The organism is Vogesella mureinivorans (assembly GCF_007644035.1).
Classification (GTDB): domain Bacteria; phylum Pseudomonadota; class Gammaproteobacteria; order Burkholderiales; family Chromobacteriaceae; genus Vogesella; species Vogesella mureinivorans.
In genome coordinates this window covers 142,542-159,065 of sequence record NZ_VMTV02000134.1, presented here as the reverse complement: position 1 = coordinate 159,065, position 16,524 = coordinate 142,542, and the positions used below count along the sequence as shown (strand labels likewise).

Here is a 16,524-nt window from a genome sequence, read left to right as displayed (position 1 = left end):
CGCCGCCTCACACCGCCACGCCGTCCAGCGCCAGCAGCAGCTCGTCGATTTCCAGCCCGTGCGTCGCGTCGTGGTCGGCCATGTCGGCCACCAGCTCGGCCAGCGTCAGCCGGCGCTGGCCTTCCCATACCGCTACCCGTGCCTGCTCGGCCTCGCCGCACGCTTGCAGCCGCGCCAGTAACGCCGCCCGCGCCGCAGCAAAGCCGGCCAGCGCGGCGGCAAAGTCCTGTTGCTGATAGCCGCGCTGCTGCGCCCATTCGCTACCGTTCACGCCGTGCAGCTCGGCCAGCGGGCTGGCCAGCATGGCGTGGATGCGCGGCAGAAAAGCGTCGCGGTCCAGGTCGCGCAGGTGGCAGGCGTGCTCCAGTGCGCTAAAGGCCGTGCCGGCGGGGCGCTCGCCGCGCCGCGCTGCCGGTATCGCCGCCAGCTTGTCGGCCACGCGCTGCGGCATGGCAGCCAGCTCGGCCAGCAGGGTGGCAAAATCGCGCGCCACCGGCAGCGGCGACCACACCGCGCCATAGCTAAAGTAGCCGCCCGGCACGCGGCCACGCGGCCGCAGCAGCGCGTGCCCGTGGCGGCGCATGACCTCGCCCACCATGGCGCCGCAAAACTGGCGCGCGCTCTGGTCGGCGTCCAGCTCGGGAAAGCAGCGCTGCAGCGTGTGCACGATGGCGGTGACGGCGGGCAGGCCGGCACGCGACAACACGGCGTATTCGGTGTAGCGCTGCGGGTGGTCGATCAGCGCCTCCAGCTGGCGGCCCAGTGCAATCTGGCGAAACTGGTCAAAGCGGTTGTGCATAACAGCCCTTTAAGTAACGTATCGTTTTGATACATTACTTTCCTCGTATCGCCACGGCAAGCGCCAGGGCGTCAGGCTGTGGTTTTATTGCCAGTGCCCAAGGTTGGCCGCAGCGGCTAGCGCGTGCCCCACAGCCGGCGATAGGCGCCGTCGGCGTCGTAGTCGGCGGCTTGCTTGTCGGGGTTGAAGCGGCGGCTGCCGCGCGGGTCGGTACCGCGCCCGGCCAGATACAGCCAGTTGCCCTGGTTGCTGTACACGTCGTAATCCACCAGCTGCGACTCGAACCACGCCGCACCAGCGCGCCAGTCGCCGCCCAGGTCGTGAATCAGATAACTGGCCACGTTCTGGCGCAGGCGGTTGGACAGATAGCCGCTGGCGGCCAGCTCGCGCATGCCGGCATCGATAAAAGTATGGCCGGTGCAGCCCTGGCACCAGCGCGCAAACGCCGCGCTGTCCATCGGCGCCGGCGGCTGGCCGTGCAGGCCGCTGCCACGGTACAGCCGGGCACCGTACTGCCGGTGCAGCAGGCGGAAGTAATCGCGCCACAGCAGCTCGAACCACAGCCAGTAGCTGCCGTCGCTGGCGCCGTGCTGCGCCTCGTAGCCCTGCAGCGCGGCGTACAGCGTGCGCGCCGACACACTGCCCAGTGCCAGCCACAACGACCATTTACTGGAGTAATCCCGCCCGATCAGGCCGTTGCGGGTGGCTTTGTAGGTGCGCGGCAGGTCACGCGCCAGGTATTGCTGCAGATGCGCTAGGCCGGCCGCTTCACCTGCGTGGGCAGCGGGCAGGTGCCAGGGCAGGCTGCTGCGCGGGTCGGGCTCGGCGGTGGCGTGCGGCAGCGGCTGCCAGTCCACGCCGGCCGGTGGCGGGGGGAACTGTGCCGGTGCGGCCAACGGTGCGGGCGGGCGTACCGCGGCGGCCTCTACCCGCTGGCGAAAGGCGGTAAAGCTGGCCGGTAGCGCGGCGGGGGCAAACGGCAGGCTGGCCGGGTCCAGCAGCGTGCTCTGCCACACGGTGTCTACTGATAGCCCGGCCTGGCGCAAGGCGGCCACCTGCGCTTGCTCCTCGGGCGCGGCGATGTCCTCGGCCACGATGCGCTGCAGGCCGTGGCGCGCCAATAGCGGCGGCAACACCTGCTGCGGCGCGCCGTGCAGCACCAGCAAGCGGCTGCCCCGCGCCTGCAGGGCGGCATCCAGCGCAGCGAGGGCGTCGGCACGCACCCGCTGCCGCGCGGGCGACAGGCGGGCAAACGGCCACGGCGAGTGCGGCTGCCAGCCGTCATCGAGACACACCACCGGCAGCAGGGTGTCGGCCTGCGCCAGCGCCTGGCACAGCGCCGGGTTGTCGCCCAGGCGCAGGTCGTGGCGGAACCAGTACAGTACGGCGCTCATGACGCGCTCCGCCGCGTGTGGCGGCAGCGGTCGGAGCAGTACTTCACCTCGTCCCACACGGCCTGCCATTTTTTGCGCCAGCTAAACGGGCGGCCACAGGCGGCGCACACCTTGCTGGGCAGGTCGGCTTTCTTGCGCATTTTCATGCTTGCTCTCCTTGCAACGGTGGCGGCGCGGGCTGTGCTTGCTCAGCCGGGCAGCGGCAAGCCGTGCGTTTCGCAACGCGCCAGCTGCGGCGGTATGGCCTCCACCAGAAAATCGATAAAACAACGCACCGCCGGTATCAGGTGGCGGCGCCCGGGAAACGCGGCATGCAGGATGCCATCCGGCGTGCGGTAGCCGGGCAGCACACGCTGCAGGCGGCCGTCGGCCAGCGCATCGTGGCACACCATCAGCGGCAGCAGCGCCACGCCGCAGCCGGCGATGGCGGCTTCGCGCAGCACCAGCAGGTCGTCGCTCATCAGCCGTGGCTCGGCGATGTCCAGCCGGGTGAGCTGACCCACTTCGTCCAGTAGCGGCCATTCGCCACGGCCGTCGGGGCGGCTCATCACCAGCGCCGGCCAGGCGGTGAGGGCGGCCGGGTGTTGCGGCCAACCCTGCGCCGCAATCAGCGCCGGGCTGGCGACCAGCGCGCTTTCGCTTTGCGCCAGCGGCCGCGCCACGATGCTGGCGCTGTCGTCCAGCCGCTGCCGTACGCGCAGCGCCACGTCGATGCCGTCGTTGATCAGGTCCACGCGGCGGCCGGTGACTTCCAGCGTGATGCGCACCTGCGGGTAGCGCGCCATGAAAGCCGGCAGCAGCGGCGCCAGCAGGGTCTTGGCCAGCAGCTCCGGGCAGCTCACGCGCACCAGGCCGCGCGGCTCGGCGGTGTGGCGGGCGATGGTTTCTTCGGCCGCCTCGGCCTCGGCCAGCATGGCCTGGCAGTGGCGGTAGTACTGCGCGCCCACGTCGGTCAGCGCCAGCCGGCGCGTGGTGCGCTGTAGCAGACGCACGCCGATGCGCGCTTCCAGCTCGGCCACGCGCCGCGACAGCCGCGACTTGGGCACGCCCAGCTGACGGCTGGCAGCGTTGAAGCCGCCGTGCTCGACGACCTTGGCAAAAAACAGCAAATCGTTCAGGTCTTGCATCACATTGTCTCGCCAGTGGAACAATGAATCCGATTCTAGCGGTCTAGTGCGCGATTGGTAGCAGATTTACAGTACACACATCGCCGCAGCGTGCGGCACACACCCCCAACAGAGCCGCACCATGAACATCCTGCACCTCGATTCCAGCATCCTCGCCACCAACTCGGTATCCCGCGGCCTGACCCAGGCGCTGGTCAGCAGCCTGACCGCCCGCCACGCCGACGCGCAGGTGACCTACCACGACCTGGCCGCCAACGAGATTCCGCACCTGTCCGGCGAAATCCTGGGCGCTGCCTTTACCGACAAAGCCGACTGGAGCGCGCTGCAGCAAGCCGAAGCCGCCCGCAGCGACGCGCTGATCGCCGAATTCCTGGCCGCCGACGTGCTGGTGATCGGCGCCCCGATGTACAACTTTGGCGTGCCGTCGCAGCTGAAAGCGTGGATCGACCGCGTGGCCGTGGCCGGCCGCACCTTCAAGTACACCGAAACCGGCCCGGTCGGCCTGGCCGGCGGCAAAAAGGTGTACGTGGTATCGGCCCGTGGCGGCGTGTACAGCAACGAGCAAGGCCAGCAGATGGACTTCCAGGAAGACTACCTGAAGACCGTGCTGGGCTTCCTGGGCATTACCGACGTGTCCTTCGTGCGCGCTGAAGGCGTGGCCATGGGCCCGGACGCCAAGGCTGCCGCCCTGGCCGCTGCCGAAGCCGCCATCGCTGCTGCTTAAGCATTTTGCGCTAACCGACACGGCCGCCCCTGGCAACAGGGCGCGGCCGTGTTGTTTTGTGCGGGCGGCCAACCGGGCGGCGCGCACGCTACCAGTCCAGGCTCAGCTGGCCGGGCGTGGCCGGCGGCTGGCGGCGGCCACCGGCTGCACCGCGCTTGCGCGAGCCGTGCCGCGTCACAATGGCGGCCTTGCCGGCGCGCACCTCGGGCCGGGCACGCAGCGCAAACAGCCGCGCCTTGGCCTCGCGGGTGGCGGCTTCTACGTCCACCAGCGGCTGCGGGATGTCGCGGCCAACCTGCACGCCGCAGCGCGCCTGGATATCGGGCGGCATGCGCCACGGCTCGAACAGCCACACGTCGGGCACCCGGCGCAGCGGTGGCAGCCACTGCCGCACAAAGCGGCCGTGCGGATCGTGCTCGCGCGCCTGCTTCAGCGGGTTGTAGATGCGCGGCACGTTGATGCCGGTGGTGCCGGACTGCATCTGCAGCTGGCTCCAGTGGATGCCCGGCTCGTAATCGACAAACTGCTGCGCCAGCCACAGCCCCACCGGCCGCCAGTGCAGCCACAGCGGGTAAGCGGCCACCGACACCAGCATGGCGCGCATGCGAAAGTTCAGCCAGCCGGTGTGGCGCAGCATGGCGATGCAGGCGTCCACCAGCGGCCAGCCGGTGCGCCCGTCGCGCCAGGCGGCAAAACGCGCCTCGTCCCAGTCGTTTTCACGCAGTCCGTCGTAGCCGCGGTGCAGGTTGCGCCATTCCAGCGCCGGCTCGCTTTCCAGCTTCTGGATGAAATGGCAGTGCCAGTACAGGCGGCTGATAAAGGCGCGAATGCCCGCCACGCGGCGGCTGGCCGTGGCGTCACCGTGTAGCTGCGCCAGGGTGGCGCGGCTGGCTTGCACCACCTCGCGCATCGACAGGCAGCCCAGCGCCAGATACGGCGACAAACGCGAGCAGGCCGTGGGGGCAGACAGCGGCGACGAAATACCACCACGGTAGCGCGCCGCGCGATCCAGCAGAAAATCATCCAGCACCGCCAGCGCCGCCTGGCGGCCACCGGGCTGCCGGGCGGGGGCATCGCCATCGCCCAAGCCCATTGCCGCCGCACCCGGCAGGTGCACCGGCGGCCAGCTGAGGGCAGCTTGCTGCAGCGGCGGCACCGGCAGCAGCGGGGCGGCCATCAGGGTTTCCCACTGCGGCTGCCAGTGGTCGCGGTTCAGGCGGCCGCGCACCACGCCAAACTGTGGCCACTCGCGCCAGTGCACACGGTTGGCCGCACACCAGCGCGCCACGGCGATATCGCGGCGGTAGGTAAAGTCGTTGCCGGTTTCCTCGTGGGCAAACAGCGCGTCAAACGGGGCCTGCGCGTGCAGCTGCGTGAGCACCTCGGCCAGCTCGCCCACCGCCACGTACAGGCGCAGGCCGCGCTCGCGCAGCTGGGCGGCCAGGTCGTGCAGGCTTTCGCGCAAGAAATGGTACTGCCGCGCCGAGGCGTCCGGCTGCTGCCACAGCCCCGGCTCCACCACGTACAGGCATAACACGGGGCCGCGCGCGGCGGCGGCGCACAGCGGGGCGTGGTCGGCCAGGCGCAGGTCGCGCTTGAACCAGACAACGCTATAGCTCATGCCTTGGGCAGGGGGTGAATCACGCCGTGGCCGCCATCTACACCGATATTCTGGCCGGTCATCCAGCCGGCCTCGGGCGACAGCAGAAAGGCGATCAGCGCGGCGGTGTCGTCACCCTGGCCCACGCGCTGCATCGGGTTGGCCTGCGCGTTGCGGGCGATGGCTTCCGGCGTGCCGGTAAGCCGTGCCGACAGCGCCGATACCGTCAGCCCCGGGTGCACGCAGTTCACGCGGATACCGCGCTCGGCATAGCTGGCGGCGGTGCTTTGTGCCAGTGCCGCTACCGCCGCCTTGGCGCTAGCGATGGCCTCGTGGTTGGGAAAGCCGGCCTGCGCCACCAGCGAGCCCACCAGCACCGCGCTGGCGGGCTGCTTGTGCTTGAGCGCCGCGGCGACAAAGGCTTTGAGCACATGCACGGCGCTGAGCCAGTTGTGCTGCATCAGCTGCCAGGCGTCGTCTTCGGCGGTCAGGTGCAGCGGGCGGATCAGCGTGCTGCCCACGCAGTGGGCCAGGCCGGTCAGCGCCACGCCGTCTGCGGCCAACCCTGCCACCGTGTCGCGCACCGCGGTGGCGTCCAGCGTATCCAGTGGCCGCAGCAGTACCTCGCCGGGCAGGCTGGCGGCCAGCGCCGCCAGCTCGGGCTCGCGCCGTGCGCTCAGTACCAGACGGTGGCCAGGCGATAGCCGCCGAGCCAGCGCGCTGCCGATAGCGCCGCTGGCGCCGGTAATCCAGATGGTTTGCATGGCCATGACCTATATGATTTGTCCAATACAAATCATATACAGAAATGCCATGAATCGATATGGCTGCCTGAACAAGCCCGCATTTATGGCTGCGCTACCCGCGTGCGACGGTTGGCCGCCAGCAGCAGGGCAGGGGCAAGTGGGCCGCAGGCCCAGGTCTAAGGCCGGTACTGCCGCCAGGTGTGCCGCCCGGCTGCCTTGGCCTGGTATAGCGCGTCGTCCGCCTGCTGCAGCAAAGCGTCCTGGCTATCGTGCACACTGCCGCCAAAGGTGATGCCGGCGGAAAAACTCAGCCCGCTTAGCTGCCCGGCAGGTACCGCAAAGCTGCTGGCAGCAAAAGCAGCCTGCAAGCCGCGCAGCAAGGCATCGACCTGCTCTGTAGGGTAGCCGCGCAGTAGCAGCAAGAACTCCTCGCCACCGTAGCGCACCACCCCGTCGGCAGGGCGTACCGCCGCCAGCAGCAGGGCGGCAAAGTGCCGCAATACCGCGTCACCAGTGGCGTGGCCATGCTGGTCGTTTACCCGCTTGAAATGGTCCAGGTCCAGCAGCACCACGCACAGCTGCGGGCCGGCGGTTTGTGCCGACAACAGCAAAGCGGGCAAACGCTGATGCAGGTAACGGCGGTTGTGCAGGCCGGTAAGCGGGTCGCGCATGGCCTGTTCGCGTAGCTGCGCTTGCAGCAGCTCTACTTCGCGAATGCGGGCTGCCAGCTCCTGGTTGAGCTGATGCAAGGCATTACGCGCCACCTCGGCCTCGCCCTGGCGGCGCAGGGCCAGATCGCGCTCGTAGGCCACCCGCTCGGCGGCCTGGCGTAACTGCAGCGTGCGCTGGGTAAAAAAGCGGTAACCCAGAAACACCATGGCAAACAGCAACACGGACATGACCCAGTACACCGACATGGCCGAATCGCGGTACAGCATGGCACGCTGTTGCCACTGCTGCGCACTACTACCGGGCAAGGCCATGACACTGCGGTCTGCCAGCATGAACGACAACCACAAAAAGGCAATGACCCCCGCCAGCGACAAGAGCGCCACCAGCCACGCCCAGCGCTGGCCCATGGCGGGTGCCTGGCCAAAACGGGGCCAGTGTTGCTGGCGCCAGCGCATCAGCTGTGGCGCCAGTAGCAACAGCAATGGCCCGCACGTGACAACGGTTTGCAGAAAGTTACCCGCCCACCAGCCCTGCCAGGCCTGAAACGCCCCCAGCGCAGACAAGTCGTTGTAGTAGCTCCAGATAAACGAGCCGGTGGCGCTGGCAATGCCGGAAATGAAGCTGATGGTGATAAAAAACATCAGCGCGGGCAGGGTGCGCGGCAGATAGCTGACTTGCACATGCTGGTAAACCTGCGCCATCACCAGCAAGCCCAGCGGGTTGGCAAAGGCAAACACCAGCGCCCAGCCCACCGGCAAACCGGACAACATGCCCACCATGAAGGTGGTAAGGTAGGCTAGCGATGCCCCCCAGGCATAGCCGATACACAGCACCCACAGCGTACTGATCGTCAGCGGCGGATAAATGCTCAGCACAAAAGACAGCTCGCCAGCGTGTATCTGAAAGCCATACCAGCCACCATCAAGCTGCATCACGCCTAGCCACAGGCTAGCCACGAGCGAGAGTAGCCAAGCCGATACCAGCTGCCAGCGGGGGCGGCCAGCGGCCTCGCTCAACACAGCCAGCGGTAGCGGCTGGTAGCACCCTGCCGCGGCCGTACCTGGCGGTGGCGGGGTGGGAACATCTGAAGGAGCGGGGCCCATAGGCTTAATTCGATAAGTCGAAGTTCGCAATATACGACTTGCGAATATGACACGGCAAGCGCCGCCCGCCAGCCATATCATGGGCCAATCGGGGGCATATTGCACCAGCATGAAGCACACCCTGCAAAGGTGCTTTTCCATGCGTCATTTCGGGGCAAAAGCACCCGTACACCCCCCGTTGCGCACTGGCACAGGGCTTGCTGTTCAATACAAGACATCTACCGCAGGAGAGTGCCATGCATGCCCTGACCCTACCCGAGTCCGGCCACTACGACGAGATGCTGCTCGACAGCGGCGGCATCCGCCCGCACTACCGCGACTTTGCCCGCTGGCTGCACTCGCAGCCGCCCGAAACCCTGGCGCGCAAGCGCGCCGAGGCCGACCTGATGTTCCACCGCGTGGGCATTACCTTTGCCGTGTACGGCGACGACTCCGGCGCCGAGCGGCTGATCCCGTTCGATACCGTGCCGCGCATCATCCCCGCCAGCGACTGGCAGACACTGGAAGCCGGCATGCGCCAGCGCGTTACCGCACTGAACGCCTTCCTGCACGACATCTACCACGAACAGCACATTGTGAAAGCCGGGCTGATTCCCGCCGAGCAGGTGTTTTCCAATAGCCAGTACCAGCCGGCCATGCAGGGTCTGGACCTGCCGCACCGCATCTACGCGCACATCACCGGCGTGGACGTGATCCGCCATAGCGACGGCAACTTCTACGTGCTGGAAGACAACCTGCGCGTGCCGTCCGGCGTGTCCTACATGCTGGAAAACCGCAAGATGATGATGCGGCTGTTCCCCGAGCTGTTTGCCAGCCACGCGGTAGCGCCGGTACAGCACTACCCCACGCTGCTGCTGAACACCCTGCGCCACGCCAGCGCGGTAGATAACCCCACCGTGGTGGTGATGACCCCCGGCCACCACAACAGCGCCTATTTCGAGCACGCCTTCCTGGCGCAGCAAATGGGCGTGGAGCTGGTGGAAGGGCAGGACATGTTTGTGAAGAACAACCGCGTGTACATGCGCACCACCGCCGGCAACAAGCAGGTAGACGTGATCTACCGCCGCATCGACGACGCCTTCCTGGACCCGCTGGCCTTCCGCGGCGACAGCATGCTGGGCGTGCCGGGCCTGCTGTCGGTGTACCGCGCCGGCGGCGTGATCCTGGCCAACGCCATCGGCACCGGTGTCGCCGACGACAAGTCCATCTACCCCTACGTGCCGGACATGATCCGCTTTTACCTGTCCGAAGAGCCGCTGCTGCAAAACGTACCCACCTGGATGTGCCGCCGCCCGGCTGAGCTGGACCACGTGCTGAACAACCTGCACGAGCTGGTAGTGAAAGAAGTCCACGGCGCCGGCGGCTACGGCATGCTGATCGGCCCGGCCGCCAGCAGCGCCGAGATCGAAGACTTCCGCCAACGCATTATTGCCGACCCCAGTAACTACATTGCCCAGCCCACGCTGTGCCTGTCGTCCTGCCCCACTTTTGTGGAATCCGGCATTGCGCCGCGCCACATCGACCTGCGCCCCTTTGTGCTGTCCGGGCGTGACATCACCATGGTGGCCGGCGGCCTGACCCGTGTGGCACTGAAAGAAGGCTCGCTGGTGGTGAATTCGTCGCAAGGCGGCGGCACCAAGGACACCTGGATTCTGGAGGACCAATCATGATGCTCTCGCGCACCGCATCCCAGCTGTACTGGATGAGCCGTTATATGGAACGCGCCGAAAACCTGGCGCGCCTGCTGGATGTGACCCACAGCCTGTCCTTGCTGCCACAGTCGCGCGGCGGCAGCGACATTAGCGCCGCGCTGGCCACCACCGGCGCGCTGGAAGCCTGCCGCGCCCGCCACCCGCAGCTTTACGCCAGCGACGTGATGCACTTCATGACATTTGATGCGGCCAACCCTGCCAGCATCGTGAATTGCCTGAAATTTGCCCGCGAGAATGCCCACGCCGTGCGCGGCAAGATCACCGGCGAAATGTGGGAAAGCATCAACGCCACCTGGCTGGAAGCACGCTATATGGCGCTGGATGGCCGCCCGCTGGCCGGTTTCTTCGACTGGGTAAAAGAGCGCTCGCACCTGTTTCGCGGCACCACCTACGGCACCATACAGCGCAACGACGCGTTCTCTTTCGTGCGCCTGGGTACCTTCATGGAGCGCGCCGACAACACCGCACGGCTGATCAACGTGAAGTCGCACCTGGTGGGCAACGAGGCAGAAGACAGCGCAACCGACTTCTACCTGTGGGGCGCGCTGCTGCGCTCGCTGGGTGCCTTCGAGGCCTACCACGAGCTGTACCGCGACACCCTCAGCTCGCGCCGCGTGGCCGAGCTGTTGATCCTGCGCCCCGACGTACCGCGCTCGCTGCGTGCCTGCGTGGACGAAATCGCCGAGCTGCTGCCGCGCATCAAGGGCGACACCGGCCACCGCGCCAAACGGCTGGCCGCCACCTTGCACGCCGAAATGAGCTACGGGCAGATCGACAGCATTCTGGATGACGGCCTGCACACCTACCTCACCCAGTTCCTCAGCCAGATTCACGGCCTGGGCGACGCCATTCACGGTGCCTACCTGGAGGCCGCATGAGCGAGCTATGCATCCGCGAGGCCACGCCGGACGACGCCGCGGCCATCTGCGCCATCTACAACCCCTACATCGAGTACACCACCATCTCGTTCGAGGAAAAACCGGTGGCCGTCAGCGATATGGCCGAACGCATCGCCAGCACCCAGGCGCAGGGCCTGCCGTGGCTGGTGGCCGAAGCCAGCGGCGACATGCTGGGCTACGCCTACGCCACGCGCTGGCGCGCCCGCCCGGCCTACCGCCACGCCGTGGAAAGCAGCATCTACATGCGCCAGGCCACCGTAGGCCAGGGCGTGGGCAAGCTGCTGTACCGCGAGCTGATCCGCCGCCTGGCCATGCTGGGCCTGCACACCGTGATTGGCGGCGTGGCCCAGCCCAACCCCGCCAGCGACGGCCTGCACCGTGCGCTGGGCTTCCGGCAGGTAGCCCATTTCGAACAGGTTGGCCGCAAGTTCGGCCGCTGGCTGGACGTGGCCTACTGGCAACTCCCCCTTACCCGCGATCTCGTGGAGGCATCATGAAACTGACCATCGACCACGAAACGGTCTATCGCTACGACGACATCGTCAGCCATAGCACCCAGTACCTGCGCCTGACCCCCGGCAACAGCGGCCACCAGCACATCATCAGCTGGCAGCTGGACCTGCCAGGCGTGGCCAGCGAGGGCGTAGACGCCTTTGGCAATATCCTGCACGTGCTGACGCTGGATACCCCGCATAGCGAAATCCGCCTGAAAGCCCGTGGCGTAGTAGAAACCAGCGATGGCTGGGCCGAGCAGCCAGAAACGCTGCCGGCGCCGGTCTTCCTGCGCGACAGCCCGCTGACCGAAGCCAGCGACGCCATCCGCGCCCTGGCGGCAGCGCACGCCGACGCCATTGCGGCCAACCCGCTGGCCGGGCTGACGGCGCTGATGCACGCGGTGGCAGACGCCATGCCCTACACCACCGACATCACCCACACCGGCACCACCGCCGCCCAGGCACTGGCACTGGGCGCCGGGGTGTGTCAGGATCACAGCCATGTCTTTATCGCGGCGTGCCGCAGCCTGGGGCTGCCGGCGCGCTATGTCAGCGGCTATCTGCTCAGCGACCGTGACACCCACGTGGCCAGCCACGCCTGGGCCGAGGTCTACGCGGCAGACAGCTGGCTGGGCTTCGATATCAGCAACCGCCAGCAGCCCGACCGCCACCACCTGAAACTGGCCGTGGGGCTGGACTACAGCGACGCCAGCCCGGTACGCGGCGTGCGCCGCGGCGGCGGCAGCGAAGCCCTGCAAACACACGCCAGGGTATCGGAGGCCGATCAGTAATGACGTATTGTGTAGGCATGGTGCTGGACGAGGGGCTGATTTTTGCCTCCGATTCACGCACTAACGCGGGGGTGGACCACGTGGCCACGTTCCGCAAAATGAATGTATTCAGCCTGCCTGGCGAGCGCCAGATCGTGCTGCTGAATGCAGGTAACCTGGCCACCACACAAAGCGTGGTCAGCCTGCTGAAAAGCCGGCTGACGCACGATGCGGCCAACCTGCACACGGTAAAAAACCTGTACGAAGCCGCGGAGCTGGTGGGCGCCACCATCCGCGAAGTACTGGCGCGCGACGGCAGCGGCTATACGCAAAGCCAGGGCGTGGACTACAGCTGCAGCTTTCTGGTGGGCGGGCAGATCCGCGGCGAAGCGCCGCGGCTGTTCCAGATCTACCCGCAGGGCAACTTTATCGAGGCCACGCCGGACACGCCATATCTGCAGATAGGCGAGGCCAAATACGGCAAACCCATCATCGACCGCGTTATCCGCCACGGCACGCCGCTGGCGCAAGCCATCAAGTGCACGCTGATCTCGTTCGACTCCACCATCCGCTCCAACCTGTCGGTAGGCCTGCCTATCGACCTGCTGTGGCAGCCGCGTGACGACTTCCGTTTTCCGCCACGCCACCGCGTGACGGAAGACGACCCGTATTTCCTGCAGCTACGCCAGGGCTGGGGCGAGGGCCTGCGCGAGGTGTTCGGCCAGCTGCCGGATGCGCTGTGGTTCAAGGACGGCGACGGCCCAGACTAAGCCTGCGCGGTGCCACCATGCACAAGGGCAAGCCATACGGCTTGCCCTTGTTTGTATACTGCTGCGGCCAACGTTGGCCGCAAGCGTCAGCTACCGGCTACCGGCACCACCTTGCCGGCGGCCAGGCGGGCGCGCTCGCGGGCGCTGTCCACATCGTCGGCGTAGGCTACCGCCACGCCCATGCGGCGGCGCTCGAAGCTTTCCGGCTTGCCAAACAAGCGGATATCCGCCCCCGGCACCGCCAGCGCCTCGGCCACACCATCAAACGCAATACCCGCCGCTTCCAGGCGGCCATAGATCACCGCCGACGCCGCCGGCGTGCGCAGGCTCACGTCCACCGGCAGGCCCAGAATGGCGCGCGCGTGCAGCTCGAACTCGCTAAAGCGCTGGCTGGCCAGCGTCACCAGGCCGGTGTCGTGCGGGCGCGGGCTGACCTCGGAAAACCACACCTTATCGCCCTTCACGAACAGCTCCACGCCAAACAGGCCACGGCCACCCAGCGCGGCAGTGACCTTGGCGGCCATCTCCTGCGCACGCTGCTGTGCTAGCGGGCTCATGGCCTGCGGCTGCCAGCTCTCCACGTAGTCGCCGCGCTGCTGCAGGTGGCCCACCGGGGCGCAGAAGTGCGTGGCCACGCCGCCGTGGCCGTCGTTGGCACGCACGGTCAGCAGCGTGATCTCGTAATCAAAATCGACAAAGCCTTCCACGATCACCAGGCCCTTGTCCACGCGGCCAGCGCTCACGGCGTAGTCCCACGCGGCGGCCACGTCGCCAGGCCCCTTCAGCAGCGATTGCCCCTTGCCGCTGGACGACATCACCGGCTTCACCAGGCAGGGGTAGCCGATACCGGCGTCGATGGCGGCCTGCAGCTCGGCCAGGCTGCTGGCAAAGGCGTACGGCGAGGTGGGCAGGCCCAGCTCCTCGGCCGCCAGGCGACGGATGCCTTCGCGGTTCATGGTGAGGTTGGCCGCACGCGCGGTGGGGATCACCTCGGCCAGGCCGTCAGCCTCGATGCGCAGCAGCTCTTCGGTGGCAATGGCTTCGATTTCCGGCACCACCAGGTGCGGGCGCTCGGCCTCGACCAGTGCCCGCAGCGCGGCCGGATCGGCCATATTGATCACGTGGCTGCGGTGCGCCACCTGCATGGCAGGCGCGTCGGGGTAGCGGTCCACCGCGATGGTTTCCACCCCCAGCCGTTGCAGGGCAATCACCACTTCTTTGCCCAGTTCACCACTGCCCAGCAGCATGACGCGCCGTGCCGACGCAGAAAGAGGGGTACCAATACGCATGACAAGCTCCCGAAAGCCAGAATGACAGCCGGTATGGTATGCCAAACCACCGCCGCCGTGGCAGGCAGGCTGCGTATCGGCTTTGTAAACGGCTTGTTGCAGTGCGGGACAAAGTGGCGACCATGCCGCGATATGCGCGATACACGCGGCTGCTTGAATGATACCGGACACCACAAACCGGAACCGTACCATGCGCCGCCTAGCCTTGCTCTGCCCCCTGCTCCTGCTTGCTGCCTGCACGACCCAGTCCGTGGTGCAACTACCTACCAGCAGCTACCCCCAGCCCAAACCCATCCTGGCCTCGCCGGGTGACGGCGGCATTTTCAACCCGTCTACTGCCAAGCTGTTTTTCGAAACGCAAATCGCCCGCCACGTAGGCGATGCCGTAACGGTGAGCATAGAAGAAGACGTCAGCAGCAGCACCAGCCGTGCGCTGGACGACAAGGCCACCGGTGCCAATACGGTAAAAGGCCCCGGTGCGCTGCATACGCTGCCGGGGCTGGTGAAAGAGGTGTTTGATGTCGATGTGAATTCCAGCTATTCGCTCGCCGACAAGGACGACAGCAAGGCCAGTAACCGCACCAAGGTCAGCGGCAACATGATGGTATCGGTGCTGGATGTGCTGCCCAACGGCTACCTGGTGGTGGGCGGCGACAAGATCGTGCTGCTTAATGGCAAACAGACCATGCTGCGCTTCTCCGGCATCATCAACGGTGCCCAGCTGCAGCCTGACAACAGCATCTCGTCGCGCTACGTGATCAACGCCCGCCTGGACCAGATCAACCAGAACAAGCCACTGGACGCCAGCGTGCTGGCCTGGGTGCAGTTCCTGTTCGGTGCCGCGGTCACCCTGTACTGAGCTTATTTGCCCGCGGGCGGCGACGGCAGCGGGCTGGCCGGTGCAGCAAAACTGGGCCGCGGCGGCTGCGAAATCAGCTCGTCCAGCAAGAAAACCAGCTTGGCCTCGGTACTGGCCCAGCGGTCCAGCGACAGCATCCGCGGCTCGTAGGTGACTTTGGCCAGCGTCTTGCCGCCTTGCTGCAGGGCGATGCTGGCAAAGCTCAGATAAGCGGCATCTTCTTCCCACGCACGGGTGGCCGCGTACAGCAGCATCACGCAGGCGGCAGGCGCCGTACCGGGAGCGTACACCTGGGCGTCCACCTGGCGCCGGCGCAAAGCCGCCTCGATCACCGACAGCATGTCCGGCACGGTCACTGCCTCGTTCCATTCGATACAAATCTTCTTGTACGGCGCCGGCCTGCGCGCCATCGACTGCTCAGCCTTTTCTGCCATGGCCTGCATTTCGCTGGCCACGGAAAACGAAAGGGTAAACACATCGCGCGCCGGGCTGGGCAGGCTTTGTACGGTAATGCAGCCGGACAACAAACCCAGGCAACCGAACAGTGCCGGGCGTAAAAGCAGGCGAATAGACATGGCGACAGGCCGCAAAGCGGCAGCAGTGATTTGCTGCAGTCTACGAGAGCCCGTATTGCTGCCGTTTGGCCAGTTTGTATGAAAACTTATACAAAGAGCACAAATCGATGCTGCATTGCCCCATTAAGCTGTACCTGACGCCACCTTCACTCTATACAGCACCCGGCACCGCCCACGCGGCCAGCCAGGCATGACACGGATACACCATGCAGCACATGACAGACGCCCCTGCGGCACCGATCCATCTTGCCGGCGATAGCCTGCGCGTTCTGGTGGTAGACGACGACCAGGCCATACGCGAGCTGATTTGCCAATACCTGGGCGGCTTTGCCATGGTGGCCGAAGGCGCGGCAGACGGCCGCGAAATGGAAGCCTGGCTAGCGCGCCAGCATTTTGACGCCATCGTGCTGGACTTGATGCTGCCCGGTGAAAACGGCCTGAGCCTGTGCAAGCGCCTGCGTAGCCAGTCGGCTATCCCCATCCTGATGATGAGCGCGCGCAACGACCCGACCGAGCGCATCATCAGCCTGGAAATCGGCGCCGATGATTTTCTGTCCAAACCGTTTGATACCCGCGAGCTGGTGGCCCGCCTGCACTCGGTGCTGCGCCGCAACCGCAGCCAGGCCGCCCCCGCACTGGCCGACACCGGCCACCAGCGCATCCGCTTTGGCAACTGGCTGCTCAACAGCACGCTGCGCCAGCTGCACGACCCGCAGGGTACGGTGATACCGCTATCCAGTGCCGAATTCCGCCTGCTGTCGGTACTGGTGCAGCGCCCGCACACGGTACTGGACCGCGAGCTGCTGCTGGACCTGACCCGCGGCGACACGGTGGATGTGTTCGACCGCAGCATTGATATCCTGATCTCGCGCCTGCGCGGCAAGCTGCGCGACGACCCGCGCAAGCCCAGCCTGATCCGCACCGTACGCGGCGAGGGCTATATGCTGGACGCCCAGATCAGCGCCGCCTAGCGGCCACACGTAGCAAGGCC

General features: G+C 66.6%; 17 protein-coding genes. 8 read left to right on the top strand and 9 right to left on the bottom strand.

Annotated elements, in window-relative coordinates; all coding sequences use genetic code 11:
* Nucleotides 1-7: 7 nt before the first annotated feature.
* From FLQ44_RS03905 to FLQ44_RS03890, 4 genes are all read right to left on the bottom strand, one after another.
* Nucleotides 8-799 carry a DinB family protein gene (locus tag FLQ44_RS03905; RefSeq protein WP_147693146.1) on the bottom strand — a complete coding sequence of 264 codons (792 nt, stop codon included), beginning with the start codon at nt 797-799 and terminating at the stop codon, nt 8-10.
* Between the two features lie 116 nt (nt 800-915).
* Nucleotides 916-2,193 (bottom strand): DASH family cryptochrome, encoded by a 1,278-nt coding sequence (locus FLQ44_RS03900; RefSeq protein WP_147693145.1) that lies wholly within the window; start codon nt 2,191-2,193, stop codon nt 916-918.
* Complete coding sequence (locus FLQ44_RS03895; protein WP_017507755.1) at nt 2,190-2,339, bottom strand: DUF2256 domain-containing protein; 150 nt, start codon at nt 2,337-2,339, stop codon at nt 2,190-2,192. The genes FLQ44_RS03900 and FLQ44_RS03895 overlap by 4 nt, the downstream gene beginning before the upstream one ends.
* Nucleotides 2,340-2,381: 42 nt before the next feature.
* Nucleotides 2,382-3,320 (bottom strand): LysR substrate-binding domain-containing protein, encoded by a 939-nt coding sequence (locus FLQ44_RS03890; RefSeq protein ID WP_147693314.1) that lies wholly within the window; start codon nt 3,318-3,320, stop codon nt 2,382-2,384.
* Nucleotides 3,321-3,441: 121 nt separating this feature from the next.
* On the opposite strand from FLQ44_RS03890, the gene FLQ44_RS03885 reads away from it, so the two are divergent.
* A complete protein-coding gene (locus FLQ44_RS03885) occupies nt 3,442-4,044 on the top strand; it encodes an FMN-dependent NADH-azoreductase (protein WP_147693144.1) in 603 nt (200 codons plus the stop codon).
* An 88-nt stretch (nt 4,045-4,132) separates the two neighbouring features.
* On the opposite strand, the gene FLQ44_RS03880 is transcribed toward FLQ44_RS03885, so the two are convergent.
* The 3 genes from FLQ44_RS03880 to FLQ44_RS03870 all read right to left on the bottom strand — a co-directional run bounded on the left by FLQ44_RS03880 (nt 4,133) and on the right by FLQ44_RS03870 (nt 8,078).
* The gene (locus tag FLQ44_RS03880) at nt 4,133-5,665 is read right to left on the bottom strand and encodes an FAD-binding domain-containing protein (RefSeq protein ID WP_147693143.1); all 1,533 of its coding nucleotides are present in this window, start codon (nt 5,663-5,665) and stop codon (nt 4,133-4,135) included.
* Nucleotides 5,662-6,408 carry an SDR family NAD(P)-dependent oxidoreductase gene (locus FLQ44_RS03875; protein WP_147693142.1) on the bottom strand — a complete coding sequence of 249 codons (747 nt, stop codon included), beginning with the start codon at nt 6,406-6,408 and terminating at the stop codon, nt 5,662-5,664. The genes FLQ44_RS03880 and FLQ44_RS03875 overlap by 4 nt, the downstream gene beginning before the upstream one ends.
* Nucleotides 6,409-6,566: 158 nt before the next feature.
* Complete coding sequence (locus tag FLQ44_RS03870) at nt 6,567-8,078, bottom strand: GGDEF domain-containing protein (RefSeq protein ID WP_170252760.1); 1,512 nt, start codon at nt 8,076-8,078, stop codon at nt 6,567-6,569.
* 323 nt (nt 8,079-8,401) lie between these two features.
* Between FLQ44_RS03870 and FLQ44_RS03865 the strand changes: the two genes are divergently transcribed.
* Genes FLQ44_RS03865 through FLQ44_RS03845 form a run of 5 tightly spaced genes read left to right on the top strand, consistent with a single transcriptional unit; the run spans nt 8,402 to nt 12,810 of the window.
* Complete coding sequence (locus FLQ44_RS03865) at nt 8,402-9,835, top strand: circularly permuted type 2 ATP-grasp protein (RefSeq protein WP_147693140.1); 1,434 nt, start codon at nt 8,402-8,404, stop codon at nt 9,833-9,835.
* Entirely contained in the window at nt 9,832-10,755 is a 924-nt protein-coding gene (locus tag FLQ44_RS03860; protein ID WP_147693139.1) for an alpha-E domain-containing protein, read from the top strand. Before FLQ44_RS03865 ends, FLQ44_RS03860 begins: the two co-directional genes overlap by 4 nt.
* The gene (locus FLQ44_RS03855; RefSeq protein WP_147693138.1) at nt 10,752-11,273 is read left to right on the top strand and encodes an arsinothricin resistance N-acetyltransferase ArsN1 family B; all 522 of its coding nucleotides are present in this window, start codon (nt 10,752-10,754) and stop codon (nt 11,271-11,273) included. Before FLQ44_RS03860 ends, FLQ44_RS03855 begins: the two co-directional genes overlap by 4 nt.
* Complete coding sequence (locus tag FLQ44_RS03850; RefSeq protein WP_147693137.1) at nt 11,270-12,061, top strand: transglutaminase family protein; 792 nt, start codon at nt 11,270-11,272, stop codon at nt 12,059-12,061. Before FLQ44_RS03855 ends, FLQ44_RS03850 begins: the two co-directional genes overlap by 4 nt.
* Nucleotides 12,061-12,810 carry a proteasome-type protease gene (locus FLQ44_RS03845; protein WP_147693136.1) on the top strand — a complete coding sequence of 250 codons (750 nt, stop codon included), beginning with the start codon at nt 12,061-12,063 and terminating at the stop codon, nt 12,808-12,810. The genes FLQ44_RS03850 and FLQ44_RS03845 overlap by 1 nt, the downstream gene beginning before the upstream one ends.
* Nucleotides 12,811-12,896: 86 nt before the next feature.
* Here FLQ44_RS03845 and purT read toward each other — a convergent pair whose 3' ends face one another.
* On the bottom strand, nt 12,897-14,099 hold the full coding sequence (gene purT / locus FLQ44_RS03840; protein ID WP_147693135.1) for a formate-dependent phosphoribosylglycinamide formyltransferase: 1,203 nt from the start codon (nt 14,097-14,099) through the stop codon (nt 12,897-12,899).
* 190 nt (nt 14,100-14,289) lie between these two features.
* Here purT and FLQ44_RS03835 point away from each other — a divergent pair, with 190 nt between their 5' ends.
* Nucleotides 14,290-14,958: a flagellar basal body L-ring protein FlgH gene (locus FLQ44_RS03835; protein ID WP_206208649.1), complete on the top strand. Its 669-nt coding sequence runs from the start codon at nt 14,290-14,292 to the stop codon at nt 14,956-14,958.
* A gap of 2 nt (nt 14,959-14,960) precedes the next feature.
* Here the strand turns inward: FLQ44_RS03835 and FLQ44_RS03830 are convergent, their stop codons facing one another.
* Complete coding sequence (locus tag FLQ44_RS03830) at nt 14,961-15,533, bottom strand: hypothetical protein (RefSeq protein WP_147693133.1); 573 nt, start codon at nt 15,531-15,533, stop codon at nt 14,961-14,963.
* Nucleotides 15,534-15,739: 206 nt separating this feature from the next.
* Here FLQ44_RS03830 and FLQ44_RS03825 point away from each other — a divergent pair, with 206 nt between their 5' ends.
* A complete protein-coding gene (locus FLQ44_RS03825) occupies nt 15,740-16,504 on the top strand; it encodes a response regulator (RefSeq protein WP_147693132.1) in 765 nt (254 codons plus the stop codon).
* Nucleotides 16,505-16,524: the final 20 nt, after the last annotated feature.

Excerpts from the sequence above, each read along its gene's own strand:
- FLQ44_RS03885 (WP_147693144.1), top strand. The coding sequence starts at position 3,442 with ATGAACATCCTGCACCTCGATTCCAGCATCCTCGCCACCAACTCGGTA.
- FLQ44_RS03855 (WP_147693138.1), top strand. The coding sequence starts at position 10,752 with ATGAGCGAGCTATGCATCCGCGAGGCCACGCCGGACGACGCCGCGGCC.
- FLQ44_RS03825 (WP_147693132.1), top strand. The coding sequence starts at position 15,740 with ATGCAGCACATGACAGACGCCCCTGCGGCACCGATCCATCTTGCCGGC.
- FLQ44_RS03860 (WP_147693139.1), top strand. The coding sequence starts at position 9,832 with ATGATGCTCTCGCGCACCGCATCCCAGCTGTACTGGATGAGCCGTTAT.
- FLQ44_RS03865 (WP_147693140.1), top strand. The coding sequence starts at position 8,402 with ATGCATGCCCTGACCCTACCCGAGTCCGGCCACTACGACGAGATGCTG.
- FLQ44_RS03890 (WP_147693314.1), bottom strand. The coding sequence starts at position 3,320 with ATGCAAGACCTGAACGATTTGCTGTTTTTTGCCAAGGTCGTCGAGCAC.
- FLQ44_RS03900 (WP_147693145.1), bottom strand. The coding sequence starts at position 2,193 with ATGAGCGCCGTACTGTACTGGTTCCGCCACGACCTGCGCCTGGGCGAC.
- FLQ44_RS03830 (WP_147693133.1), bottom strand. The coding sequence starts at position 15,533 with ATGTCTATTCGCCTGCTTTTACGCCCGGCACTGTTCGGTTGCCTGGGT.
- FLQ44_RS03875 (WP_147693142.1), bottom strand. The coding sequence starts at position 6,408 with ATGCAAACCATCTGGATTACCGGCGCCAGCGGCGCTATCGGCAGCGCG.
- FLQ44_RS03905 (WP_147693146.1), bottom strand. The coding sequence starts at position 799 with ATGCACAACCGCTTTGACCAGTTTCGCCAGATTGCACTGGGCCGCCAG.
- FLQ44_RS03880 (WP_147693143.1), bottom strand. The coding sequence starts at position 5,665 with ATGAGCTATAGCGTTGTCTGGTTCAAGCGCGACCTGCGCCTGGCCGAC.
- FLQ44_RS03835 (WP_206208649.1), top strand. The coding sequence starts at position 14,290 with ATGCGCCGCCTAGCCTTGCTCTGCCCCCTGCTCCTGCTTGCTGCCTGC.
- FLQ44_RS03845 (WP_147693136.1), top strand. The coding sequence starts at position 12,061 with ATGACGTATTGTGTAGGCATGGTGCTGGACGAGGGGCTGATTTTTGCC.
- FLQ44_RS03850 (WP_147693137.1), top strand. The coding sequence starts at position 11,270 with ATGAAACTGACCATCGACCACGAAACGGTCTATCGCTACGACGACATC.
- purT (WP_147693135.1), bottom strand. The coding sequence starts at position 14,099 with ATGCGTATTGGTACCCCTCTTTCTGCGTCGGCACGGCGCGTCATGCTG.
- FLQ44_RS03895 (WP_017507755.1), bottom strand. The coding sequence starts at position 2,339 with ATGAAAATGCGCAAGAAAGCCGACCTGCCCAGCAAGGTGTGCGCCGCC.